The organism is Luteithermobacter gelatinilyticus, from assembly GCF_005849285.1.
In the GTDB taxonomy this organism is placed as follows: Bacteria; Pseudomonadota; Alphaproteobacteria; order Sphingomonadales; family Emcibacteraceae; genus Luteithermobacter; species Luteithermobacter gelatinilyticus.
Genome location: NZ_CP040517.1, coordinates 766,530 through 791,626, shown reverse-complemented (window position 1 = coordinate 791,626; position 25,097 = coordinate 766,530). Strand labels below are relative to the sequence as shown.

General features: G+C 55.0%; 25 protein-coding genes. 6 read left to right on the top strand and 19 right to left on the bottom strand.

Going from position 1 to position 25,097, the window contains the following annotated elements:
• The first annotated feature begins 113 nt into the window (after window positions 1–113).
• From FE788_RS03595 to FE788_RS03585, 3 genes are read left to right on the top strand one after another with little or no spacing between them, the layout of a single operon-like run.
• The gene (locus FE788_RS03595; RefSeq protein WP_138379354.1) at window positions 114–1,430 is read left to right on the top strand and encodes a metal-dependent hydrolase family protein; all 1,317 of its coding nucleotides are present in this window, start codon (window positions 114–116) and stop codon (window positions 1,428–1,430) included.
• A 12-nt stretch (window positions 1,431–1,442) separates the two neighbouring features.
• The gene (locus FE788_RS03590) at window positions 1,443–1,775 is read left to right on the top strand and encodes an antibiotic biosynthesis monooxygenase family protein (protein ID WP_138379353.1); all 333 of its coding nucleotides are present in this window, start codon (window positions 1,443–1,445) and stop codon (window positions 1,773–1,775) included.
• A 1-nt stretch (window position 1,776) separates the two neighbouring features.
• Window positions 1,777–2,529 (top strand): 2OG-Fe(II) oxygenase, encoded by a 753-nt coding sequence (locus FE788_RS03585; protein WP_168190250.1) that lies wholly within the window; start codon window positions 1,777–1,779, stop codon window positions 2,527–2,529.
• Window positions 2,530–2,575: 46 nt separating this feature from the next.
• On the opposite strand, the gene FE788_RS03580 is transcribed toward FE788_RS03585, so the two are convergent.
• From FE788_RS03580 to FE788_RS03535, 10 genes are all read right to left on the bottom strand, one after another.
• Window positions 2,576–3,178 carry a transglycosylase SLT domain-containing protein gene (locus tag FE788_RS03580; RefSeq protein WP_138381278.1) on the bottom strand — a complete coding sequence of 201 codons (603 nt, stop codon included), beginning with the start codon at window positions 3,176–3,178 and terminating at the stop codon, window positions 2,576–2,578.
• 182 nt (window positions 3,179–3,360) lie between these two features.
• On the bottom strand, window positions 3,361–3,861 hold the full coding sequence (locus tag FE788_RS03575; RefSeq protein WP_138379351.1) for an Hsp20/alpha crystallin family protein: 501 nt from the start codon (window positions 3,859–3,861) through the stop codon (window positions 3,361–3,363).
• 179 nt (window positions 3,862–4,040) lie between these two features.
• Window positions 4,041–4,631 (bottom strand): F0F1 ATP synthase subunit B family protein, encoded by a 591-nt coding sequence (locus FE788_RS03570; RefSeq protein ID WP_138379350.1) that lies wholly within the window; start codon window positions 4,629–4,631, stop codon window positions 4,041–4,043.
• Entirely contained in the window at window positions 4,624–5,193 is a 570-nt protein-coding gene (locus tag FE788_RS03565; RefSeq protein ID WP_138379349.1) for a F0F1 ATP synthase subunit B family protein, read from the bottom strand. The genes FE788_RS03570 and FE788_RS03565 overlap by 8 nt, the downstream gene beginning before the upstream one ends.
• 96 nt (window positions 5,194–5,289) lie before the next feature.
• Window positions 5,290–5,514, bottom strand: coding sequence for a F0F1 ATP synthase subunit C (locus tag FE788_RS03560; protein ID WP_138379348.1), 225 nt, complete (start codon window positions 5,512–5,514; stop codon window positions 5,290–5,292).
• 99 nt (window positions 5,515–5,613) lie between these two features.
• Entirely contained in the window at window positions 5,614–6,357 is a 744-nt protein-coding gene (locus tag FE788_RS03555; RefSeq protein ID WP_138379347.1) for a F0F1 ATP synthase subunit A, read from the bottom strand.
• Window positions 6,358–6,402: 45 nt separating this feature from the next.
• Window positions 6,403–6,741, bottom strand: a complete 339-nt coding sequence (locus tag FE788_RS03550) for an AtpZ/AtpI family protein (protein WP_138379346.1) — start codon at window positions 6,739–6,741, stop codon at window positions 6,403–6,405.
• Between the two features lie 204 nt (window positions 6,742–6,945).
• Window positions 6,946–10,449, bottom strand: a complete 3,504-nt coding sequence (gene smc / locus FE788_RS03545; protein WP_425462974.1) for a chromosome segregation protein SMC — start codon at window positions 10,447–10,449, stop codon at window positions 6,946–6,948.
• A gap of 97 nt (window positions 10,450–10,546) precedes the next feature.
• Window positions 10,547–11,320, bottom strand: coding sequence for a DsbA family protein (locus FE788_RS03540; protein WP_138379344.1), 774 nt, complete (start codon window positions 11,318–11,320; stop codon window positions 10,547–10,549).
• 77 nt (window positions 11,321–11,397) lie between these two features.
• Window positions 11,398–11,919 carry a DUF721 domain-containing protein gene (locus FE788_RS03535; RefSeq protein ID WP_168190249.1) on the bottom strand — a complete coding sequence of 174 codons (522 nt, stop codon included), beginning with the start codon at window positions 11,917–11,919 and terminating at the stop codon, window positions 11,398–11,400.
• A 322-nt stretch (window positions 11,920–12,241) separates the two neighbouring features.
• Between FE788_RS03535 and mutY the strand changes: the two genes are divergently transcribed.
• Together mutY and FE788_RS03525 are read left to right on the top strand one after the other, a co-directional pair.
• Window positions 12,242–13,348: an A/G-specific adenine glycosylase gene (mutY, locus tag FE788_RS03530; RefSeq protein ID WP_138379342.1), complete on the top strand. Its 1,107-nt coding sequence runs from the start codon at window positions 12,242–12,244 to the stop codon at window positions 13,346–13,348.
• Between the two features lie 21 nt (window positions 13,349–13,369).
• Window positions 13,370–13,978 carry a glutathione S-transferase family protein gene (locus FE788_RS03525; RefSeq protein WP_138379341.1) on the top strand — a complete coding sequence of 203 codons (609 nt, stop codon included), beginning with the start codon at window positions 13,370–13,372 and terminating at the stop codon, window positions 13,976–13,978.
• Between the two features lie 185 nt (window positions 13,979–14,163).
• Here the strand turns inward: FE788_RS03525 and FE788_RS03520 are convergent, their stop codons facing one another.
• The 9 genes from FE788_RS03520 to coxB all read right to left on the bottom strand — a co-directional run bounded on the left by FE788_RS03520 (window position 14,164) and on the right by coxB (window position 23,209).
• Window positions 14,164–15,420 (bottom strand): M16 family metallopeptidase, encoded by a 1,257-nt coding sequence (locus tag FE788_RS03520; RefSeq protein ID WP_138379340.1) that lies wholly within the window; start codon window positions 15,418–15,420, stop codon window positions 14,164–14,166.
• Between the two features lie 45 nt (window positions 15,421–15,465).
• On the bottom strand, window positions 15,466–16,857 hold the full coding sequence (gene thrC, locus FE788_RS03515) for a threonine synthase (protein WP_138379339.1): 1,392 nt from the start codon (window positions 16,855–16,857) through the stop codon (window positions 15,466–15,468).
• A 90-nt stretch (window positions 16,858–16,947) separates the two neighbouring features.
• Window positions 16,948–17,679, bottom strand: a complete 732-nt coding sequence (locus FE788_RS03510) for an SURF1 family protein (RefSeq protein WP_138379338.1) — start codon at window positions 17,677–17,679, stop codon at window positions 16,948–16,950.
• A complete protein-coding gene (locus FE788_RS03505; protein WP_138379337.1) occupies window positions 17,676–18,077 on the bottom strand; it encodes a DUF983 domain-containing protein in 402 nt (133 codons plus the stop codon). The genes FE788_RS03510 and FE788_RS03505 overlap by 4 nt, the downstream gene beginning before the upstream one ends.
• A gap of 8 nt (window positions 18,078–18,085) precedes the next feature.
• The gene (locus FE788_RS03500; RefSeq protein ID WP_138379336.1) at window positions 18,086–18,901 is read right to left on the bottom strand and encodes a cytochrome c oxidase subunit 3; all 816 of its coding nucleotides are present in this window, start codon (window positions 18,899–18,901) and stop codon (window positions 18,086–18,088) included.
• 64 nt (window positions 18,902–18,965) lie between these two features.
• On the bottom strand, window positions 18,966–19,517 hold the full coding sequence (locus FE788_RS03495) for a cytochrome c oxidase assembly protein (protein ID WP_138379335.1): 552 nt from the start codon (window positions 19,515–19,517) through the stop codon (window positions 18,966–18,968).
• A gap of 127 nt (window positions 19,518–19,644) precedes the next feature.
• Window positions 19,645–20,565: a heme o synthase gene (locus FE788_RS03490; protein ID WP_138379334.1), complete on the bottom strand. Its 921-nt coding sequence runs from the start codon at window positions 20,563–20,565 to the stop codon at window positions 19,645–19,647.
• A gap of 134 nt (window positions 20,566–20,699) precedes the next feature.
• Entirely contained in the window at window positions 20,700–22,328 is a 1,629-nt protein-coding gene (gene ctaD / locus FE788_RS03485) for a cytochrome c oxidase subunit I (RefSeq protein ID WP_138379333.1), read from the bottom strand.
• Between the two features lie 20 nt (window positions 22,329–22,348).
• Window positions 22,349–23,209 carry a cytochrome c oxidase subunit II gene (coxB, locus tag FE788_RS03480; protein WP_210414120.1) on the bottom strand — a complete coding sequence of 287 codons (861 nt, stop codon included), beginning with the start codon at window positions 23,207–23,209 and terminating at the stop codon, window positions 22,349–22,351.
• 428 nt (window positions 23,210–23,637) lie between these two features.
• On the opposite strand from coxB, the gene tldD reads away from it, so the two are divergent.
• Window positions 23,638–25,074, top strand: coding sequence for a metalloprotease TldD (tldD, locus tag FE788_RS03475; RefSeq protein WP_138379332.1), 1,437 nt, complete (start codon window positions 23,638–23,640; stop codon window positions 25,072–25,074).
• The last annotated feature ends 23 nt before the right edge of the window (window positions 25,075–25,097 follow it).

Sequence of the window (25,097 nt, the reverse complement as noted above, 5' to 3'; positions counted from 1 at the left end):
CGCAAAAATAGGCCATTTGCGGCGGCGGGCAATTCTGCTAGCTTTATAAAAACTTATATGAGTCGACACATAAAAGTCATTAAACAAATAACAGTCATTAAAGGGGATTATTCATGAAGTTTTTATCAGGATTTATTGGGCTGCTGCTGTGTGCGATGATCACAGGCCCGGCGGCCACGGCTGCCGATCACAAGGAGCAGCCGCACTGGACCATCATCCATGCCGGAACACTCATGACCGATGCGCGCGAAGAAGTGCGCCGGGAACAGTCCATCCTGATTAAAAACGACCGTATCGAAGAGATCCGGCCTGGATATGTCATGCCTGAAGAGTTAGACCAGGTGAGTGAGGCGGACATCATCGACCTCAGGGATCAGTTTGTCATGCCCGGCATGATCGACAGTCACACTCATGTGACCATGGAGATCAGCAAGAACAGCCGCCTGGAGGCCGTGACCCTGACCGAAGCGGATTATGCCATCATGGGCGTGCCTTTTGCCCGACGTATTCTGGCCGCAGGTTTCACCACCATCCGCAATGTGGGCGGACCGCGGGACGGCATTTTTGCGCTCCGGGATGGTATTAACAAAGGGCTTATTCAGGGACCGCGCATCCTTGCTGCCGGTTATACCATCTCGCCGCTAGGTGGACATGGGGATACCAACGGGTTCCGCCACGGGGTGATCGAACCGGACAGCGGCATCTGCAACGGCGCCGATGATTGCCGTCGGGCGGTGCGCGAACAGATCAAGTTCGGCGCCGATGTGATCAAATATGTCGCCACCGGCGGGGTCTTGAGCAATATCGCCGCCGGTACCGGCCAGCAGTTCACGGACGCGGAACAGCGCGCCATTGTCGAAACCGCCCATTCTATGGGCCGCAAGGTGGCCGCTCATGCCCACGGCGCGGACGGGATTAACGCGGCGCTCAAGGCCGGAGTGGACAGCATTGAACACGGTACCTATCTGGATAAGGAAAGCATCAAGCTGTTCAAGAAAACCGGCGCTTATCACGTACCCACTGTGCTTGCCGGCATCACCGCCGCCGAGATGGCGGAAATTCCGGGCACTCTTCCGCCCGCCAGCGTGGATAAGGCCCGCAAAGTAGGCCCCCAGATCATGGAAGCGCTCAGCCGGTCCTATAAGAGCGGCGTAAAAATTGCTTTCGGCACCGACAGCGGGGTCAGCAAACACGGCATTAACGGCCGTGAATTGGAACTGATGGTCGAAGCCGGTATGCCGGAGCGGGCCGTACTGGAAGCCGCCACGGTCAATGCCGCCGACCTATTGGGGCTTGCAGATGAAATCGGTACGCTGGAAAAAGGCAAAGTGGCCGATATCATTGCCGCCCGGGGTAATCCGCTTGAAGATATCTCCACCCTGCGTACCCCCAGTTTTGTGATGGCCCGCGGCAAGGCTTTTGTTCGATAGAAGGATCCCGCCATGACGCTGCCCACGCCGCCTTATTATGCCGTGATCTTCACCAGCCGCCGCACGGCGGAGGATGAAGACGGATATCAGAAAACGGCCCGGCTGATGGAGGAATTGGCCAGACAGCAACCGGGGTATTTGGGCCTGGACAGCGTCAGAGACAAAACCACACGCGAAGGTATTACGGTGTCCTACTGGCAGGATGAGGCCAGCATTCGGGCCTGGAAAAAAGTCATGGATCACGCCATTGCCCAGAAGACAGGCCGGACAACCTGGTATGAAAAATACGCCATCCATGTGGCCCGCGTGGAACGGTCCTATGATTTTGACAGAAACAGGAAATAAGATGTCTGCGCATCATACGTCTGAAATTGATATCCGCCTCAATCCGGATATTGTCGTCAAAAAATATGCCGAAATTTTTGCCACAACCGGCCGGGTGCATATCCCCGACATTCTCACTCCCGAAAGTGCAGCGCGAATCCATGAAGCGCTCACCACCGAAGTGCCCTGGCAAACCAATTTCAATGACGGGGAAAAAGGTTACACGCTCCATAAAATCCAGGTCGAGGCCATGACCGAGGTACAGCGTAATCTGCTGAACACCCATATTACCGAAAAAGCAAAATACGGGTTTCAGTATATCTATAACAGCTATTCCCTGAGCGATGCCCGGGCGCAGAAACTCAATCAGGACCTGTTCATCAACCGGGTGCTGGACTTTGTGAACTCCGAAGCGTTTCTGGACTTCATGCGGGCCGTGACCGGCTTTCAGGAAGCCACCTATGCCGACGCCCAGTGTACCCTGTTCCGCCCCGGCCATTTTCTGACCGATCATAGCGATGATGTGGGCGGCAAAAACCGCCTGGCGGCTTATGTGCTGAATTTCACACCGCACTGGCGGCCCGACTGGGGCGGAATTTTGCAGTTTATTGATAACCACGGCCATATTTCCCAGGGCTTCACGCCCACCTTCAATGCGCTCAACATTTTGAAGGTGCCGCAAAAACATTCCGTAAGCTATGTAGCGCCCCAGGCTGAAGGCGGCCGTTACAGCATCACCGGCTGGCTCAGGAAAGGCGAACCGGAACAGCTTTAGGGGGGCAATTCAGAGATTTCAAGGCGAGGCATTTCTCCGCAAGCCCTCAAAACGGCCAGAGCCAGAATCCCTTGTCCAGGTCGTCTTCACAGCGTTTCAGCTGGGCGCCATAAGTCCGGGCGCTTTTTTCCACCTTGCGCGCCACCCGCATCAACCAGGGCTTTTTTCGGTAGGTACCCCGTTTCCAGCCGCCATGGCCCTCGTGATACGCCAGATACTGGTTATACGCATCCCATTTGGAAATGCCCAGCATGCTTTGGCTTAAATTCGTGTACCAGCCGACAAAGTCGATGGCATCAGCGAAATCATCCCGGCTGGCCCCGTGATTGCCGGTTTTTTTCCTGTACCAGTCCCAGGTGCCGTCTTTCACCTGAGCATAGCCATAGGCCGAGGATTTCCGGCCCCAGGGAATAAGCCCCAACAGATAAACCCGTTCCGGCTTGGCGTCGTATTTGAAGCTGGATTCCTGTTTGATGATCGCCAGTTGCACATGAATCGGCGTGCCATACCGTTTCTGGCTGGCTTTGGCGGCTTTATACCAACTGCTTTTTTCCTTGAAAATGGTGCAGCTGTCATGAATGTTGCTGGGCGGACTGGTGGCACAACCGGCAAGCCCCAGCAAAACAATCGGCAGCAGCGCGTGGCGCATCCCCCTTTTCATTGTGTCGTAAGCCTCTCTTTCACCCTACAGGCCTTCAAGGAATCAAATATGGTGCCCAAAGTCAAGAGATAGCCCTATCCGACAAGCTCCCTACCCTAATAAAAAAGGACCGGCGCGAAAGCCGGCCCCAAAGGAAAACGCATATTGAGCAAAAGAGACAGCAGTGTCCCTTAACGGGACTTGATTTTGATCGTTTTCACTTTTTCCTGCGCTTCGGCGGTTTTCGGCAGGACAATCGTCATGACCCCTTTGTGGAAATCCGCCTGAATGGCATCGGCATCCACATTGGGCGGTAGTTTAAAACTCCGCTGGAAGGCGCCATAGCTTCTTTCCGTCAGGTGATAGTCTTTTTCTTTTTCCACCTTTTCCTCTTTTTTCTCTCCTTTGAGGATCAGGACATCATCCTGCAGGGTGAGAGTTACATCCTTCTCGTCCAGCCCCGGCAGTTCCACTGATATTTCAAAAGCTTCCTTGCTTTCGGTGATATCTGTCTGCGGGTTGAGCGCAAATTTGCTCAAGCTCATCGGCCGGCGGAAGAAATTGCTCCACCCTCGCCCATAATCGGAAAATATGTCATCAATTTCCTTGCGCAGATGGGTGAACGGATCAAACAGAGAGAGCGGTGTCCGACCACCCTCATTTTCTTTCCTTTCAGGCAATTTTTCAGACATGTCTCATCTCCCTTATTACATGAACAACGCATAAAGGATACACACAATATGATGTATGGCATGTCCGACAATTTTCAACATTGATCCAGCGCAAATTATGCCCGTAAATATAAAAAAACCCGGGTTCCGGCCCGGGTTTTTCTCATTCTATTTTAAAGGGCGTTCCCCTGGGACCATGCTTAATGCAGGCGATGATCCAGATTCTCGATGCTCGCCTTGATCAGAGCATCCTTGTCCGCCTTTTTAAGGTTTTCCGCAATGAGCTGCCGCGCGGCGGCAATGGCCGCATCAGCAGCAATCTGCTGAATTTCCTTCACCGCATTGGCTTCGGCCTGGGCGATCTTCTGCTCCGCAAGACGGGTCCGGCGTTCAACCATTTCGTTGATTTTAATTTCCGCCTCTTCCGCCAGCGCCTTGGCTTCGCTTTCTGCCTGCTCAAGCATATCCTTGGCCTGCTGTTCCGCCTTGCGCTGGTCCCGCTGATAGCTGTTCAGCAAGGCCGATGCCTCTTCCCGCAACTGGCGGGCATTGTTCAGCTGTTCTTCAATGGCCGCTGATCTTTCATCCAGCTTGCGGGCGATCAGACCGGGAACCTTAAGCCGGATCAGCAGAAGGACAAACAAAATCGCAGAGACCGCCACCCAGAATGTGGCATCACCGATTTCATAACCTTGGTGCGTTTCCTCTTCGTGGAAGGCGGTGGCGACACTTTCCATTTCCTGATGGAGTTTCTCCTCAAGCTCCTTAGCTGACTGCTCTATGTCAACCATGGACTTTCTCCTTCACCGGTGCACTGCTTTTTCCGCTATCCGCCGGAACCTCGGCCAGCCCGGCACCTTCCAGACGGGTGTCCGCCAATTTGGCTTCCACAACCTTGGCCACTGACTTGGGATCAAGCTCCAGATGAGCAATCCGGGCGACGATTTCCTTACAAAGTTCCGCAGAAACATCCTTTAGCTCGGCCATCGCCTTGGCTTTGGCGGCAGCAATGCGTTGCTCTGCTTCGGCCGCCTCGGCATTCAGCCTGTCTGTCAGCTCGTCATATTTTACGTCGATTTCAGCTTTGATCTGTTCCCGCTTGGCCGTAATCCGGGCCTTGGCCGTCTCACGCGCCTCGGTCAGCGCCGCTTCATAAGCTGCCCGGGCCTCTTCGGCCTGACGCTGTAACCTTTCCGCTTCTTCCAGATCGTCGGCGATACGATTTTGGCGTTTTTCCAGGATGGCGGAAATTTTCGGAACGGCACTGTAAGTCGTAATCAGATACAGCACCCCGAACAGCACCGCCAACCAGAAAATCTGGGGAAGAAATACAGCTGGGTCTAATTGTGGCATTTTCTTCTCTCCTGGGCCTTTAAGTTGCCGTAAGGCCCATTCCTGTTTACGTAAGTGAACCAGGGAAATCAGGGAGTTTCCTCCCTGATGGGCACATTACATGAACAGGATCATAAAGGCGATAACCAGACCGAACAGGCCAGCAGCCTCGGCCAGAGCGGCGCCCAGCATGGTCTGACCAAAAACCTGGCCAGCAGCGGAAGGATTGCGGATCGCGGCAGATACATAGTTACCGAAAATCAGGCCAATCCCTACCCCGGCCCCGATCAGAGCAAAACAAGCCAGACCGGCACCAATCATTTTTGCAGCTTCGACGTCCATTTTATACTTCCTCTTTTGATATATAATTAAATCCAACTACAACAAAACATGCTACCCTTCACCGCATCATCGCAGCTGATGCGTCTTAAGGCCTGTGCCTTAATGCATGTGCAGGGCGTCATTCAGATAAATACAGGTCAATACCGTAAACACGTATGCCTGCAGACAAGCCACCAGCAGCTCAAGGCCGGTAATCGCCACCATGAAGGCCACCGGAAAAATTCCGGAAGCTCCCCAGATGCCTTCCAGTGCACCCAAAGCCACCACAAAGCCGCCAAACACCTTCAGCATGGTATGACCGGCCACCATATTGGCAAACAGGCGGACAGACAGGCTGATGGGACGGGACAGATACGAGACCACCTCGATCAAAATCAGCAGCGGCAGCAGATACCACGGTGCGCCATGCGGGACAAAAAATTTCAGAAAACCGATGCCGTGTTTGATAAAGCCGATCAGCGTAACGCCCACAAACACAAAAAAGGCCATCGCAAAGGTAACGGCTATATGGCTGGTGACCGTAAAGCTGTAGGGCATCAGCCCCAGAACATTGGCGAACAGAATGAACATGAACAGAGAGAAAACGAAGGGAAAATACCGCCGGGCGTCATGTCCGGCAAGATCGGTCAATGTTTTCGCAACGAATTCATAAAACACTTCCACCATCAATTGCCATCGCCCCGGCACCAAGGCGGCCTGGCGCATGCCTCCCAGCACAAACAGGCTGATCAGCACAACCGTGAGCGCCATAAAGGCGGAAGAATTGGTAAAAGAGACATCATAGCCTGCAACTTCCAGAGGCATGATCTTGGTGATTTCAAATTGCGCAAGCGGGCTGGCCACTTTATCTTCCCTCTTATTACCTGTCTTGTTTCAACAAAACACGAATTACGGTTTATCTTCTTCATCATCGGACCCAGGCCGGTTCATCTGCTCTGCGGTCCTCAGAACGTTTCTGATCCCGGCACCGATGCCCAAAAACAGAAACACAATCATTAACCACGGCCGGGTTCCCAGCCAGTCATCCAAAAACAGGCCAATCAGCGCCCCCATCACGATCCCCGCAACAAGATCGGCAACCAGCCTGATCGCCGCGCCATAGGCGCTCATCGGTTTCGGTTTCCCCGAACTCTTGTCCTTCTGGGCCTGACGCGCCGCCTGTAGCCGGGCGCTGAAATCTTCGAAAGACCGCTCTTTGTCGCCTGACTTGTTTTCATCATCAGACACAGGCAACCCCTTTTCGAAAACCGATCCGAACCAAAAGCCCGGACCGCACCCGCAAAATTGTGTGCACCATAGTTTCTGCCCCGTGCCCTGTCAAGTTACAAAAAAAGGACTTTTTATTCCTGCAAATATGGCCGTAACCCCCTGCGAACAAAGGTTGTTTTCCCCCGCAGCTTTTTGAGCTTATTTTTCCCCTCCTCCGCAGGCCTATCCCAGAAGAGAATCTGCCAGCCTGTCGCGCATTCTTTCGGCACTTTCCAGGTCCACGGAAACCAGCTGTGACACCCCGCGTTCCGCCATAGTAACACCAAACAGCCGATTCATCCGCGACATGGTTAGCGCATTGTGGGTGACGATCAGGAAACGGGTTTTCGTCTTGCGGGTCATTTCATCCAGAAGATCGCAGAACCGCTCCACATTGGCATCATCCAGCGGCGCATCCACCTCGTCCAGCACACAAATCGGTGACGGATTGGTCATAAACACCGCAAAAATCAGCGACAGCGCCGTCAGTGCCTGCTCCCCCCCCGACAACAGGGACAGATTTTGCAATTTCTTGCCCGGCGGGCTGGCCATAATCTCCAAGCCGGCATCCAGCGGGTCTTCAGACTCGGTCAGTTCAAGATGAGCATGACCCCCGCCAAACAGGGTCGTAAACAAGGTCGAAAAATGAGCGTTGACTTCCTCAAACGCCTTCAGCATACGTGCCCGGCCTTCCCTATTCAGGTCGGCAATAGCGCGTTTCAGTTTTTCAATGGCCTTTTCCAGATCCTCGCGTTCCCGGACGGAGGTTTCCAGACTTTTCTCAATTTCAGCCAGTTCCTCTTCCGCCCGCAGGTTCACGGCCCCCAGCCGCTCCCGTTCCATTTTCAGCCGCTCCAGCCGGCGGTGTGCCTCCTCCTCATCCGGAAATTCCGCTTCCGGCTCATGATCCGCCTTTTCCCTTAGCGCTTCGGGCGCACAACCGAACTCCTCTTCAATACGGCGTTTCAGCGCCTGACGTTGCTCGTCATATTGTTCCAGACTGGTTTCGTAACGTACTTTTTGCTCCCGGGCTTCGGCGAGAGCTGCCTGCACCTCCCGGATTTCGCGCTCCTTGGTCGCCAATGTTTCTTCCGCTTCTGCCAGCCGCTGCGCAGCATGGCGACGGTCTTCTTCCGCCGCGTCAATCAGACTGTTGAGCTTGCGGCGTTCTTCCACAATCTGACCGGGGCGATCTTCGAGCGCCGCCAGCTCCTCGCGTGCTTTCGCCCGGCGCTGAACCAGCTTTTCCAGATGCTGCTCAATATCCCCCAGACGCAGTTTCCAGGCGCCAAGTTCCGTTTCAATCTGCTCCAGACGGTCTTGCCGTGCTGTGCTTCGGGACAGGAAACTGTCATGCGCCAGACGCGCCTCCGACAGATCATGCCGACGCGCTTCCACCTCCGCCCGGGCCGCCTGAATATCCTGTTCCAGACTGGCCGGCTCCGGCAGCGCCGCCAGGGTTTCCCGAACCTGTTCCCGGCGTGCCCTGACTTCATCAAGGCTTTCCAGAATATGCCCCAGACGATCCTTTAGCGCCGTCTCTTCCGTCTGATGGCGGGTGGCTTGTTTTTCCGCTTCGGTCAGTTCCCGACGCGCGGCGGCGGCCTTTTCTTCCGCGTCCCGCCACGCCTGCCGCAGGTCCCGGGCCTGCTGTCGGGCTTCATCAAGCCGGCTCTGGGCCTGTTCAAGCTCCCGACGGGCATGTTCGGTGTGTCGGTGCTGTTCCTGCATCGCCTCACAGAGGGTTTCCAGCCGGTTTTTCTGCGCTAGACGAATGGCGGCGCCGCTGGGTGCCTCCGGCGAGGTGCACAACCCATCCCAGCGCCAGACCCCGCCCTTGCGCGTCACCAGGCGCTGACCGGGGTGAAGACGGTCCAGCAGCGTCATGGCCTCTTCTTCCGTATCCACCACACCGATCTGAGACAGCCGGCGGGCCAAAGCTTCGGGGGCCTGCACATGATCCACCAGCCTCTCTACCCCTTGCGGCAGGGCCGGTGGATTGACCAGAGGCGGTAAATGACGCCAATGCACGGGATCCTCACTGTCCTCCGATGCGTCCAGATCCGCATCCAGTGCCGCCCCAAGCGCCGCTTCATAACCTTCCCGCACGGTAACTTTTTCCAGAATCGGCGTAAATCCTTCCTGATGTCCCGCGGAAAGAAGCTCTTCCAATGCCTCAATCTCTGCCTGCAATTTGGCCTGCTTTGCTTCCTGGGTCTGCAAGGCGGCACGGGCGTCCTGCTCCTGTTGCTGCCAGTGCTGACGGTTTTCTTCGGCCTCGACGGACTTGACCTGCTGAAGCTGCATCTGTTTTTCGGCGGCCGACAACCTGTTTTCCGCTTCATTCAACGCTTGAGTAAACAGATTGTTGCTTTCCAAACGGGCAATGCGTTCCTCAATGGTGTTTTTTTGTTCCGTGAGCGCCGCCAGACGGTTTTCGGTTTCTTCCAGATCCCGGAGAAGATTGTTTTTTTCCGCATTGCGCTGGGCCTGCCGGCGGGTCATTTCCTCCAGCGTCCATTCCGCTTCCAGGGTCGCGGCTTGTTTTTGTTTCAGGGTTGCCGATAATTGCTCCACATTATCTGTCTGATTTTCAATGTCCTGAAGAAGCTGCCGCTTTTCCGCACTCAGGCGTTCGGTCATACGGGCCGCATCCCCGACGACGCCTTTTTCCCGGGCTTCGTCCTGATCAATCTGTTCCAGTTGCGCCCGCAGTTTTTCCTGAGTCTCATGTATCCGCTTTTCTTCCCCATCCAGGCCATCCCGCGCTACGGTGAGGCGATGCAGTTTGGCGGCAAGCTCCGCCTCCGCTTCCCGCAGGGAAGGTAGTTTTGCGGCCAAGATGGCCTGTTCCTTATTCAGGGCAGCGAGAGTGGTGCTGATGTCCGACACTTTGCGCACGGCCGTGCGCATGTCGGTTTCGGTGCGGGCGATATTACCGGCAATGGCCCGCCATTCCATATACAGGATCAAGGCCTGCAGGGTGCGGATTTCCCGGCTGACATTCTTGTAGCGCGTGGCCTGGCGCGCTTGGGATTTCAGGCTGCGAATCTGCTCCTGAAGCTGGATTTCCACATCCCCCAGCCGTTCCAGATTATTTTCCGCCGAGCGCAATTTGCTTTCCGCTTCCTTGCGGCGGGAATGCAGGCCACTGATACCGGCGGCTTCCTCCAGCACGGCCCGACGGGCCTGCGGCTTGGCATTAATCAGCGCACCAATGCGCCCCTGGCTTACCAATGAGGGGGAATGGGCCCCGGTGGAGGCGTCGGCAAACAGAAGCTGCACATCCTTGGCCCGTACCTCCTTGCCATTAAGACGATAGGCGGAGCCGCTTTCGCGCTCAATGCGCCGGGAAATTTCCAGCTGAATTTCATCATTAAAGGCGGCCGGGGCGGTGCGATCCCCGTTATGCAGGGTCAGGGTTACTTCCGCCAGGTTGCGCGCCGGGCGGGCCGAGGTCCCGGCAAAGATCACATCATCCATGCCAGACCCACGCATGCTTTTGGCGGAATTTTCCCCCATGACCCAGCGCAACGCCTCCAGAAGATTGGATTTGCCGCACCCATTGGGACCTACAATCCCCGTTAGACCTTTTTCAATGACCAGTTCGGTCGGATCAACAAAAGACTTAAAACCGGATAGCCTGAGCCTTGTAAAATCCACCTTGGTTCCCTCCCTGGGGTTCATCCCCGGCGTTGCAACACTCCCGTCATCTGGAGCGCCCCGGGCCGGTCCCGAAAGATAAAGCGGCAAAAACTCAGGCCAATCCTTGTCCTGTAACGGATCAGTTCAGTTTTTGCAGGGCCTTATCAAGGGACTCAAAATCGGGGCGTCCCTCAAACTTTTCGCCATTGATTACAAATGATGGCGTTCCCGTAATCTGATAGGTCTTGGCGCCTTCCTGATACACGTCAATCAGATAATCCCGAATCCGGGAATCGGTCAGACACTGTTCCATGCGGCTTTTGCTGATCCCGGCCATGCGGGCAATTTTCGCCACTTCGTTACGGGTAAATTCGGAAAACATCCGATAGCCAGTCTCTTTACCATACTGATCTGCAAGTTTCCGATATTCCTGGGGCTGGAACCAGGCCGACTGGCGTTTAAAAATCAGCCCTAACAGCGGGTAATATTTATCTTCTGTCGCACAGCGGGAAATGATCGACACATCAAGATCAATGGCGTTCAGCATAAAATGCCGGTAAATGAGTTTGGCTTTGCCTGTTTCGATATATTTTTCTTTCAGTTGCGGCAACACATTCTCATGAAAGTCCGCACAGTGCGGGCAGGTGGTGGAGGCATATTCGATGATTTCGATCGGGGCCTCCGGGTCCCCCATCACCACATCATAATCCAGAAAGGGTTTGTCCTGAGCCGCAGTGGTCTGTACCGGCTTCTGGTCGCCTGCAGCCGGTGCGGAAGCAACTTTTTGCGCACTTCCTTCTGGCTCCGACGCCGCAGCCATGGCCGTGACCCCCATCAGGCAGCCGCCCGAAAAGAAGACCGCCAGAACAAAAATAGAAAACAGTTTTTTTCGCGTATTTAGTTGTTTAGTCATGTCGTATCCACAATATATTGTAGGTGAGTATAGAAATGATTGTTCCTTCAAATCAAGTGAAGAATCGTTAAGGGCGCCTAATCCGGCGGCAGCGCCCCCTTGCCGCGCCGGGCAAAGCGACGCTTAGGTCTTGGTTTTTCTGCTTTTTCCGGATCGAAGAGCGAGGCCCCGAGACGATAGAGTGCCTGCCGCAAGCTATTGTCCTTGACCCTGCACAGTGTCTCTTCCAAAAATTTTTTCTGAGACTCGGTCAACTCCGGTTCCCGGCGTGACGCCGGCCGCAACCGGGGCGGTACCGGCCCCTGCCGCAGTTTCAGCCTGTCCACGGCCCGATACCCGTAATAGCTGTTGATTCTGTCAATAATCAAAGGCTCCAGATGCTGTATTTCTGCGGCAAAGCTGCCCTGCACCCGGACATAGAGCGTCCCCCCCCGGCTTTCGCCGTCAGGCGTTTCCCGCGGCGGGCTCAGCCGCTCTGGCAGGCTGCACTCCGCAAGCACGGAACCCACAATATCGCTCCATCGGGAAATGATTTCCCGCCGGGCAAAACCGTAACGCCGGAACGCTCTGAGGCTGGACAATTCTACCGCATCGGCCACGGAAAGGGGCTTCCGAGACCTGCCGGTGCCGCGTACTCCCCCAGAGCTTTTTTCTGGTCGCTTTATGGTCATGACGTTACTATACAGTTCTTCCCGCAAATCGAAAGAGGGACAACCATAAGATATTTCCGGCCTATGTCCAAAATAAGATGATCATAGGAAAAAATACGGAGGGAGATGAGGGGGTCTCACACCTGGGTAGCCTGCCGACGACTCTATTTTCTGGATTCTTTCGAGGCTTTCTTTATAGTTTTCCTTCCCGAAACAAACTCAGCACCAAAAACCGAAAAAGAAAACCGAACAAAACAATCACCACCGGGTTATGACGACAGCAGAACAGGACATCTTATTACAACACCGCGAAGATCTCGCGGATATGCTGCTGGACTGGTACGACACTCACGCCCGGACCTTGCCCTGGCGCATCAGCCCCGAACATCGCAAAGGCGGCCTCGTGCCGGATCCCTATGAAGTCTGGCTCAGCGAAATCATGCTGCAACAGACCACCGTCGCAACGGTGATTCCCTATTTCACAAAATTTATCGAAAAATGGCCCACCGTTAAGGATCTGGCCCAGGCCGATCTGGATGATGTGCTGGTGGAATGGGCGGGACTGGGATATTACGCCCGGGCCCGAAACCTGCATAAATGCGCGCAGGTCATCGCCTATGACCTGGACGGTATCTTTCCCACCACAGAGGGCGACCTGCGCAAGCTGCCCGGTATCGGCCCCTATACCGCCGCCGCGATCGCTGCCATTGCCTTTGATGAGGCCGCCACAGTGGTAGACGGCAATGTGGAGCGGGTCATGGCCCGGCTGTTTGACGTGCACACCCCCCTGCCCGACGCCAGACCGGTTTTGAGAGAATTTGCCGAAAAGCTGACCCCCACACACAGACCGGGAGATTACGCCCAAGCGGTTATGGATCTGGGCGCGACTGTGTGTACGCCGCGGGCGCTCAAATGTAACGGGCGCTGCCCGTGGGAGGCATTCTGCCTCGCCGCCCGCACTGACAGCGCTGAAGAACTGCCCAAAAAGACACGCAAGGCGGAAAAACCCACCCGCCGGGGTTTTGCCTTCTGGGGGGAATTTGACGGCAAGCTGTGGCTGCGCCGCCGACCCGAAAATGGATTGCTCGGCGGGATGATGGAGGTGCCTACCAGCGACTGGATTCCCAGCAACAGCTGGGACAATTTTCCACCTCCCCGGGTGCCGATTATCGCCAACTGGCGGGAACTGCCGGGGCTGGTGCGCCACACCTTTACCCATTTTCACCTGGAACTGAAAGTGATCCGCCTTGAGCTTGAAGAAATGATCAATCTGCAGGAAGGGGAATGGGTGCCACTGGACCAGCTGGATAAATACGCCCTGCCTACGGTGATGAAAAAAATCATCGATCATGTACGCGAACCGGTGCTGGACCTGTGAGCGGGAAGGAAAATCGAGGCTATGTATATCCTGCACGACAATCCCCACTCCGGCAATGCCTATAAGGTGCGCCTTCTGCTAAGCCAACTGGGGGTGCCTTTTCGCAGCATTTCCTATGACGTGACCATCGGAGAGACCCGCACCCCGGACTTTCTGTCGCGGATCAATGCCAACGGCCGCATTCCGGTGGTGGAGTTTCCGGACGGGCACTGTCTCGCCGAATCCAACGCCATTCTGTATTATTTTGCGCAAGAGACAGACTATTTCCCCACCGATAAATGGGGCCAGGCCCAAGTGATGCAGTGGCTGTTTTTTGAGCAATACAGCCACGAACCCTATGTCGCCGTGGCAAAATTCATTCTCACCCTCCTGCCGGAAGATAGCCCCCGCCGGGCGGAACTACCGGACCTGCATGAAAAAGGCACTGCGGCGTTACAAGTGATGGAAGCCCATCTGAAGGATCGAACCTTTCTCGTGGGCGAACAGTATTCCATCGCCGATATCGCGCTATTTGCCTATACCCATGTGGCTGAAATGGGTGATTTTGACCTTGGCCCCTATCCAGCCATTCGAACCTGGATCGAACGGGTGCAGAACACCCCGCGATTTATTCCCATGTTTCCGGAGTAAGGCGGTCTTCCCGTCATTGCCACACAGACAGCAATCCAGCCCCATAACACACCCCCCCAATTGGCCCGGAAGAGCCATTTTAACAAAGGACTGGATTCCCGCCTGCGCGGGAATGACAATAAAAACGGGAATGACAATAAACGCGGGAATGACAATAAAAAGAAGAAAAGAGGGGAGAAACATTTTTAAAATCGGGCGGCGATTTTGTCGTACTCCTCCAGCCCCTTGAGCGGACCGATCGCCCCAAGCGTCAGCGGCCCCGAAGACAGCAACCGGTCCATATACCGCATGACCGCTGTCTCATCCACTCGATCCAGGCTGTCAAGAATTTCCTGTCGCGGGATGGGGCGGTCAAAAATCATCATCTGCCGGCCCAGTTGTTCCATACGGTTGGTGGTGCTTTCATAAGCCATCATCATGCCGGCCTTGAGCTGGGTACGGGCCCGGCTCACCTCTTCTGCGCTCACATCCTGGCTGAGCCGATGCATTTCCTCAGCCACTACGGGAATCAGCTCATTTACCTGATCCGGTCCCGTCCCCGCATGAATGGCAAAGGTCCCGCCATCGGTATAGGACTGCATGAAGCTGTAGATGGAATACACCAGGCCCCGCCTTTCGCGTACTTCCTGAAACAGACGCGACGACATGCCGCCCCCCAGAATCATGGACATAATCTGCGCCACATAATAATCCGGATCGTCATAGCTGATCCCGTCAAAACCGAAAACCAGATTGACCTGATCATAGTCCTTGTCCTTAAGCCGCGCCCCGCCGATATAAGAGATCGGCTCCATGCGACTGTCTCGACGTCTTTGCAAGGCGGAAAACTTTTTTTCGGCAAGGTCGACAAGCTGGTCGTGATTAACGCGCCCTGCTGCCACCAGCACCATTTCCTCAGCCTTGTAGTGGTGCCCCATATAATCGGCAAGATCATGGCGTTGGAACCGCCGCACCAGATCCAGCGTACCAAGAATGGGCCGACCGGCCGGCTGATCGGGATAGGCGGCCTCCTGCATCAGGTCAAACACTATATCATCGGGAGTGTCGTTGGCTTGCCCGATTTCCTGGATGATAACTCCCCGCTCCCGTTCCAGTTCCTCAGCATCAAATGTGGAAAACTGCAAAATATCGGCCAACACGTCGAGGCCCAGTTCCAGATCCTCATGCAGAAGCCGGGCATAATAGGTGGTATGCTCCCGCGAGGTATAGGCATTCAGATACCCGCCGACATTTTCAATCTGTTCGGCAATGTCGCGCGCCGTGCGCCGGGTCGTGCCCTTGAAGGCCATATGTTCCAGCATATGGCTCAGCCCGTTCTGTTCCCGGTTTTCGTGGCGGCTGCCCACATCGTTCCAGACCCCCACCGTCACGGTTTCCACATGCGGCATACTGTCACTCACAACACGCAAGCCGTTATCCAGGGTCGAAGTCCGTACTGTCATTCGCGTTCGTCAGATTTTTCCGTCACTTTTTATTTCAACGTGTTTTTATTTCAACGTATCACGTATATAGGCCTGTATCACGCCCAGGTCATTGGGCAGGCTGTCATATTTTTCCGGGCGCGAAAACAGATCCGCCATATGATCCGGCAATGCCGGATGTTTGCCGGTAACCGCCTCCACGGCATCCGGGAATTTGGCCGGATGCGCCGTGCTTAAAGTCACCATCGGCGTTTCAGCCCGGCGGCGCTTGCTGCGGGCCGCGCAAACCCCCACTGCCGTATGCGGGTCCAGCAGGATTTCCGTCTCGTCATAGACCTCGCGAATGGTGGCGCGAGTGTCTTCTTCACTTACACGACAGGCCTCAAAAAGAGCCTGTGCCTTTTCCAGCTGTGGCCCGTCGATGGTGAAACTGCCCGCCTGTTTCAGGTTTTCCATAAGCCGGCGGATTTCCGCCGCCTGCCCGTCATAAAGATTATACAGCAGCCTTTCAAAATTGCTGGACACCTGAATGTCCATGCTGGGGCTGATGGTCGGTTGTACCGTGCCCACCGTATAATCCCCGCTGGTCAAACTGCGGGCCAGAATATCATTTATATTGGTCGCCACCACCAGCTGTTCAATAGGAAGTCCCATGCACCGCGCCACATATCCCGCATAGACATCACCAAAATTACCGGTCGGCACGCTATAGGAAATAGGCCGTGCCGGAGCGCCAAGCGCGACAGCCGAAGTAAAATAATAGACGATCTGCGCCATCACCCGGGCCCAGTTGATGCTGTTGACGGCAGACAGCGCGATCTCGTCCCGGAAGGCAAGATCATTAAACATGGCCTTGACCAGCGCCTGACAGTCGTCAAAGGTCCCCTCCACAGCAATATTGTGCACATTGGCGCTTTGCACGGTGGTCATCTGCCGCCGCTGGACCTCGGACACCCGGCCCTTGGGATGCAGCATGAAAATTTCCGCACAGCCCCGATCCCGCACGCAGTCTATAGCGGCCGATCCCGTATCGCCGGAGGTGGCCCCCACAATGGTGATCCTGCGTCCCTGACGGGTCAGCACATGGTCGAACAAATGTCCCAAGAGCTGTAACGCCACATCCTTGAACGCCAGCGTTGGTCCGTGAAACAGCTCCAGGATCCATTCATTGCTGTCTAACTGGGAAAGCGGCGTGACCGCCTTATGCCGGAAGGTGGCGTATGCGTTGTCAATGAGGTCGGCAAAATCGTCTTCGGATATTTCCGGACATACATAGGGTTTCATCACCCGAAAGGCCGTCTCTTGATAACTCAGCCCGGCAAAGGAAGCAATATCCTCCCGGCTCAATTGCGGCCAGCTTTCCGGCAGATACAGGCCCCCGTCCCGGGCCAGACCGGTCAGCAGAACTTCTTCAAATCCCAGGGACGGCGCTTCCCCGCGTGTACTGACATATTTCACCTTATGCGTCCTTTATTTTCAGGCTGTAGATGATGAGCGACTCATACATTTTGCGCGGGCAAGACTAGCATCTTGCCTTGACGATGCAAGTTATTCCTGTGTCCCCTCGTCCCGTCTTAAACGAACATGATAGACCAGATAAATAATCAGCAGCACCGCTGCCAACCCGAACCAGGTCAGCGCATAATCCAGATGATTGTTCACCAGCTTGATCCGGGTTCGCCCGCCCAGGGGGTATTCCTCCGGATCCCCCCCTTTATCAGCATAGAGATACATGGGAAAAACCTTTTCCAGATTCTGGCTTTCCGCCATGGCCGCAATGTCACCATAATACCAGTCATTGGTCTGCGGGCTGTTTTCCGGGCCGTACCAGATCTTTCCCCAAGGCTTGCGCAAAACCCCGGTCACGGTAACCTTACCCTCCGTTAGCGTCTGCGGACGCATTGTTTTGAGTTTCAGCTGTTCCGGTACCCAGCCGCGATTGACAATGATGACCCCGCCCCGGTCCAGCATCAGAGGGGTGAACAGATCATAACCCGGTTTGCCATCGGGCCCGATGCTGTACAGCGTCATTTCCCGCATATGCAGAAAATGGCCCCGTACCATTACCGGCCGGTATTCCCAGCGATCCAGAACCTCCGGGCTATTCTCCAGAGAACGGGGAAGGTCCACTGGGGGCAGCGCCATGCGGCTTTCCAGTTTTTCAATCAGCCCCAGCTTCCAGTCAAGCCGCTCCAGCTGCCAGTTGCCCAGCACACAAAGAAGGATAAAGGCCGGCAGGGTAAAGACCGTGGGCCATAAACGGGGGCGGAAGGAAATCATATCTCGTCTTCCCCGTCCAGCCGGCCTTCTTCTGCCTTGAAATGATATTGCAGGGCAATCATCACCCCCTTGAACGGGCGCAACAATGCGAGTGCCCCCAGCAGGGTCAGCGGCCCCCAAAGCACGACATGCACCCATAGCGGCGGCTCAAAGCTTACCTCCACCACAAGCGCAAGTCCCACAACGATAAAGCCAAGAATCAGAATAATAAAAACGGCCGGGCCATCTGCGGACTCAAATGATGAATAGTCCAGACCGCAGCACGAACATTTGTCCCGCAGATCCAGATACCCCCTAAACAGGCGGCCTTGGCCGCAACGCGGACAGACACCCCCCAGCCCCGCCCTAAGAGGCGAGACTGGGGTCATCAGATAAGGATCATGGTCTTGATCAGGCATTAACCGCCTTAATGGCCTGCAACACCGTTGCTGGACCCCGCGACATAAATGCTAAAGAACAACACCAGCCACACCACGTCAACAAAGTGCCAGTACCAGGCGGCCGCTTCGAAACCGAAGTGGTGATCAGGTTTGAAATGGCCCCGCAGGCCACGCAACAGACACACCAACAGGAAGATGGTGCCAATGATCACATGGGCGCCGTGGAACCCGGTCGCCATATAGAAGGTGGAGCTGTAGATGCCATCTTCGAAGCCGAAGCTGGCATGGGCATATTCGTAAGCCTGGATGCCGGTGAAGCTGAGCCCCAGAAGAATGGTGAAAGTCAACATACGCAGGAAGGTGCTGCGGTCCCCTTCAACAAGGGCATGGTGCGCCCAGGTTACCGTGCAGCCGGATGTCAGCAGGATCAGCGTATTGACCAGCGGCAAATGCCAGGGATCCAGAGTTTCCACGCCTTCCGGCGGCCATACCCCACCGACGGCCTCGGTAGGAAACAGGGACGCATTGAAATACGCCCAAAACCACGCCACAAAAAACATGACCTCGGAAATAATAAACAGGAACATGCCATAACGCAGGCCCAACTGCACGATGGGTTTGTGAAACCCTTTGTGCTCGCCCTCGTCAATGACATCCCCCCACCAGCTATAGGCGCCATAAGCCAGAATGACCGCACCGGTGATAACCACCCAGCTTACGTCGAAATGCATCAACAACACCAGTCCAATACCAGTGACAAATGCGCCGATCGAACAGATCAACGGCCACGGGCTCGGGTCCACCAGGTGATATTCATGTTCAGTAGCATGTGAATCTGACATCTATTGTCCCCTTACTCACTCTATGCGTAATTGTATCCTAACCAAATAGCGGCCTGCCCGCCGTCTATTGTTCCTCATTCATCCGGAAAAATGTATAGGAAAGGGTGATTTCCTTCACCTCATCCAAACGTTCATCTTCGGCAATTTCCGGGTCAATGAAGAAAGTGACTGGCATGTCCACCTCTTCCCCGGGTTTGAGTGTCTGCTCCGTAAAACAGAAACATTCAATCTTACTGAAATACGCTCCCGCCTTATACGGCGTGACATTAAAGGTCGCCGTGCCGGTTATCGTTTCGGAACTGTTGTTCACCGCCTTATAGAACACCAGAGCCTCTTCTCCAACCTTGACGGTAACTGACCGCTGCACCGGCCTGAAACTCCAGGGCAGTTCCCGGTTTACATCCGCATTAAAACTGACCTTCATTTCCCGGTTCAGCACCACAGGCGCCGCACCGCTTTCCGCTCTTTGCGTTGTACCCCCATAGCCTGTTACCTGGCAGAATAGCTGGTACAACGGCACTGCGGCAAAAACAAGCCCGATCATCACTGCCAGGATCAGCATGATCACAAGCAGGGTTTTGGTATTGTTGGGTCTGGTTTCTGCGTAACTGTTCATGGGTATCCCTATATCACATTCAGCTTCGCAAGAGTGAGCAGGAAAAACAACACGACCAAGGCCAGCAGCACAGCAGCCAGCGCATAATTCCGCCCGGCGCGTTTTTTATGTTCCTCATGCAGCGGCATCAGATCAGCCCTCCTGAAGTCTGGCCCAGAAAGGCTTCCGTTCCCAGAACCGCAAACAGAATAAACAGATACAGGATCGAGAAAAAGAACAGCTTTTTCGCCGTTCCGATATCTTTACGAAAATAAAGCTTCAGCGCCAGGCCCAGAAAAACAGTCCCCAAAACCGCAGAAGTCAGCCCATAGACCGGCCCGGCAAATCCCATCACCCACGGGGCCAGCGTGATCGGCACCATAAGCAGGGTATAAATCAGAATCTGCTTGCGGGTTTCCGCCTCTCCCGCCACCACCGGCAGCATCGGCACCCCCACCTTTTCATAATCCTTGCAGGCAAACAAAGACAACGCCCAGAAATGCGGTGGCGTCCACATAAAAATTATCCCGAACAAAACCAGGCTTTCCAAGGAAATGTTGCCGGTCACGGCGACCCAGCCGATCATCGGCGGAAATGCCCCCGCCGCCCCGCCGATAACAATATTTTGCGGGGTGCGGCGTTTCAACCACATGGTATAGACAAAAATATAAAACCCGATGGTAACCGCTAGAAGCACTGCCGCCGTGATATTTACCGCTAGTCCCATCAGCAGAACGGACGCCACTGACAACGCTACCCCGAAATGCAACGCACTTTCACGGGAAACGCGCCCTGCCGGGATCGGCCGGTCGCAGGTGCGATTCATCACCGCATCTATATCCGCGTCATACCACATATTCAGGCAGCCCGATGCCCCGGCCCCCACGGCAATACATAAAATGGCCGTAAAGGCGATCACAGGGTGAATTTCCCCCGGCGCCAGCAACAGGCCCACAAGCCCGGTAAAAACCACCAGCGACATCACCCGTGGTTTCAGCAGGGCCCAGAAATCCCTCGCCGCCGGTTCATATTGATCATAACGGCGCTGTTCAGCGGAAGTAGCGTACATCTTGTCCCGTCAAGCTCATCAAAAACCCAGCCTGCCCTTCCGAGCAAACCGCCGGGCAATCTGAAAGTCCGTAAAGCGGGCCCCTCTTCCTCTCGGAACATTCCGGGAAAGACAAGGCCCGCCCCTCATCATGTTTATTTAATCCGCGGCAGTTTCTCAAACTGGTGGAACGGCGGCGGAGAGGACAGCGTCCACTCAAGCGTGGTTGCCCCTTCGCCCCACGGATTTTCACCCAGGGTCCGTTTGGACATCAGTGTTTTCACCACACCAATCAGGAAGAACACCAGCCCCACAGCCATCACATAATACCCAATGGTGGAAACCAGGTTCCAGTAAGCGTAGGCATCCGGATAGTCCGGGATACGCCGCGGCATACCAGCCAATCCCAAGAAATGCTGCGGGAAGAAAATCAGGTTCACACCAATAAAGGTCAGCCAGAAATGAATCTTGCTGATCAATTGCGGATACTGTTTCCCGGTCATTTTGCCAATCCAGAAATACCAGCCGGCATAAATAGAGAACAACGCCCCCATGGACATGGTGTAATGGAAATGCGCCACCACATAATAGGTGTCATGAAGCGCCGTATCCACCGACCCGTTGGCCAGAACCACACCGGTTACCCCACCGATGGTGAACAGGAAAATCATGCCAAGGGCAAACAGCATAGGTGTTTCAAACCGGATCGATCCGCCCCACATGGTCGCCAGCCAAGAGAAGATCTTGATGCCAGTGGGCACCGCAATCACCATGGTTGCGGCCGTGAAATAGGCTTTGGTGTCCACATCCATGCCGACGGTGAACATATGGTGGGCCCAGACGATAAACCCGACCACGCCGATCGCCACCATCGCATAGGCCATGCCCAGATAGCCGAATACCGGCTTGTTGGAGAAGGTGGCCACCACATGACTGATCAGGCCAAAGCCGGGCAGGATCAGGATATAAACTTCCGGATGACCGAAGAACCAGAACAGGTGCTGGTACAGGACCGGATCACCCCCCCCGGCGGGGTCAAAGAAGCTGGTGCCAAAGTTACGGTCTGTCAGCAGCATGGTGATCGCCCCGGCCAGAACCGGCAGAGACAGCAGCAGCAGGAAGGCCGTCACTAGAACGGACCAGACAAACAGCGGCATCTTGTGCAGGGTCATGCCCGGCGCACGCATGTTGAAAATAGTACAGATGAAGTTAATCGCCCCCAGGATTGAAGAAGCCCCGGCAATATGCAGAGAGAAAATGGCAAAATCCATGGCCGGTCCGGGCTGTCCGGAGGTGCTGAGCGGGGCATAAACCGTCCAGCCGCCGCCCACGCCGTTCTGCCCCGGAGGGCCTTCGAAGAACATGGACATCACCAACAGGCCCAACGCCGCCGGCAACAACCAGAAGCTGATATTGTTCATGCGCGGGAAGGCCATATCCGGCGCCCCGATCATGATCGGCACGAACCAGTTACCAAACCCCCCGATCAGCGCCGGCATGACCATGAAGAACACCATGATCAGCCCGTGCGCGGTAATCAGCACGTTAAAGAAATGATAGGCGGCATCCACATCCCCGCCGGTAAAGGCCGGAAGGAAGTCCATGCCCGGATACATCAGCTCGGCACGCATCAGGCCGGAGAAAATCCCGCCGATCAACCCGGCCACAATGGCAAAGATCAGATACAGCGTGCCGATATCCTTATGATTGGTGGACAACAACCACCGGCGCCAGCCTGTCGGATGACCGTGGTCTGCGTGGGCGTCTTGTGCAGCGTAACTCATTCTAACGATCTCCCTGTCTCTTACTCAGCACCATGGGCGTCGGCCACCAGGACCGGTCGCTTGGACGTATTGGAAGCAAAACGTTCCTTGGCCTCTTCCAGCCAGGCTGCATATTCTTCCTCGGACACCACCTCAACAACAATCGGCATAAAACCGTGACGGATGCCGCACAGTTCGGAACACTGCCCGTAATAGGTGCCTTCCTTTTCCGCCTTGAACCAGGTTTCGTTCAGGCGCCCCGGAACCGCGTCCACCTTGGCGCCAAAGGCGGGAATGGTCCAGGCATGAATCACGTCATTGGCCGTCACCTGCACCCGAACCGTCTTGCCCACCGGCACCACAACGCTGTTGTCGGTGGCCAGAAGACGCGGTTTTCCACTTTCTTCGCTTTCTTCATCCGTCAACATGACAGCATCAAAATACAGGCCATCATGATCGGGATATTCATAAGTCCAGTACCACTGGTTACCGATTGCCTTGATGGTCACATCGGCTTCCGGGATCACATCCTGTTTATAAAGAAGCTTGAAGGAAGGCACCGCAATCACTACAAGAATCAGGATAGGCAGAACAGTCCAAACAACCTCAAGCAGGGTATTATGGGTCGTTTTTGACGGATTGGGGTTGGTTCTGGCGTTGAATTTCATCATGATATAGAGCATCAGCCCCAACACAAGTGCCGTAATCACAACACAAATTATCAGCAGCATGTCATGGAACCCCACCAGATCCCTCATGACTTCCGTCGCAGGCTGCATTAAGCCCACCTGTTTGGGAGCCGCATAATAAATACCGTCGCCTTCTGCCATTACCGATGACAGGCCGGCGAACAGCGTGGCCAGAAACGCGGCCACCACTATTGATGCTTTTTTAAACGACATATCCTGTCCTACCCCTAAATTCCACTGTCGAGTTCAAATCGTGCACACAAGGGTAAGGATGTCTTGCCATCCTTATTATTGATCCCCGTGCAAAACACCTCACCTTATAGCAGATAATTGATCTAGCTCAAGGCTGCATTATCAGTTACCGCTATAATTATCAATTACCCCTGTAATTGATTACATTGATACAAATCAATACTTTCCTGTGCAATAATTTGTTTCTGTATCCTCTTAGTGCCGGATTATTACCGGAAATTCTGTCTCTTGCTTCAGCGCATCTCCTTCTCATTCACCGGAACAGGCCTGAAAAACAGCCCTCTTTTGCCAAATTTTCTTGCGACGGTTTTCCATAAGACCCATATAGACTATGTATGATGTATAAAAAATATACTTTGAAAACCGATTCCACCGAGAACAGGGCCAATATGACCGATTCATTACAAACCGACTCCTATTTTTTCACAGAAACCGATCTCGATTCCCTGCGCACCCAGCGTATTGTGGACGAAGCCTTGCATGGCATGGAAGACGGTGAGCTTTATCTGCAATATGCCCAGTCGGAAAGTTTTACCTATGATGATGGCCGGCTCAAAAATGCAGTCTATGACATCAGCCGCGGTTTTGGTCTGCGCAGCGTCCTGGGTGAAGTCAGCGGATATGCCCATTCTTCGGATCTGACGGAAACCGCACTGAAGCGCGCTGCGGAAACCGTGCGCAGCATTCGCAGCGGACAGGGTGGTACCCTCGCCATTCCGCCCCAAGGCACCAACCGAAAACTTTATACAGATGAAAACCCGCTGCTTGGCGGCCTTGACTTTCAGGCCAAGGTCCGACTTCTGGAAGAAATTGATGCCTATGCCCGCGCGCTGGACGAGCGGATCTGTCAGGTCAGCGCCTCCCTTAGCGGCGAATGGCAAATTATTGAAATTATCCGCCCCGGCGGGCATCGGGTCCGGGATATCCGGCCCCTGGTACGGCTTAACGTTTCCGTTGTGGCCCGCCAGGGAGACCGTATGGAGAGCGGCTATCAAGGGGCCGGTGGCCGATATGAGTACAGCCGCCTGCTGATGGAAGAGAACTGGAAAGCCCAGGTGGATGAAGCCTATCGCCAAGCGCGGGTTAATCTAGAAAGCGTACCTGCCCCGGCCGGGGAAATGGATGTGGTGCTTGGCCCTGGCTGGCCTGGCGTCCTGCTGCATGAAGCCATTGGTCACGGTCTGGAAGGGGATTTTAACCGCAAGGGGTCATCAGCATTTGCCGGCCTCCTTGGCGAGCGGGTGGCCGCCCCGGGCGTCACCGTGGTGGATGACGGTACTCTTACGGATCGGCGTGGCTCTCTCACCTTTGATGATGAAGGCACCCCCACAAGCTGCACCACCCTGATCGAAGACGGTATTCTGAAAGGGTACATGCAGGACCGCATGAATGCACGCCTGATGGAGATGAACGCCACCGGTAACGGCCGGCGTCAGTCCTATGCCCATCAGCCCATGCCGCGCATGACCAATACCTATATGTTGGCCGGCGATCAGGACCCGGAAGAAATTATTGCCGGAGTCAAAAACGGCCTTTATGCAGTGAATTTCGGCGGCGGACAGGTAGACATCACCAACGGCAAGTTCGTCTTCAGCTGTACCGAAGCCTACAAAATCGAAAACGGCAAGCTCGGCGCACCGGTCAAGGGCGCAACCCTGATCGGTAATGGCCCGGATGTGCTGACCCGGGTCACGGCAGTGGGCAATGACCTGGAACTGGACAGCGGTGTCGGCATCTGCGGCAAAGGCGGGCAAAGCGTGCCCGTGGGCGTTGGTCAGCCGACACTCCGGGTCAATGGCCTGACCGTGGGCGGTACGGAAGGATAAACGGCCCCTGCGATGACAATGAA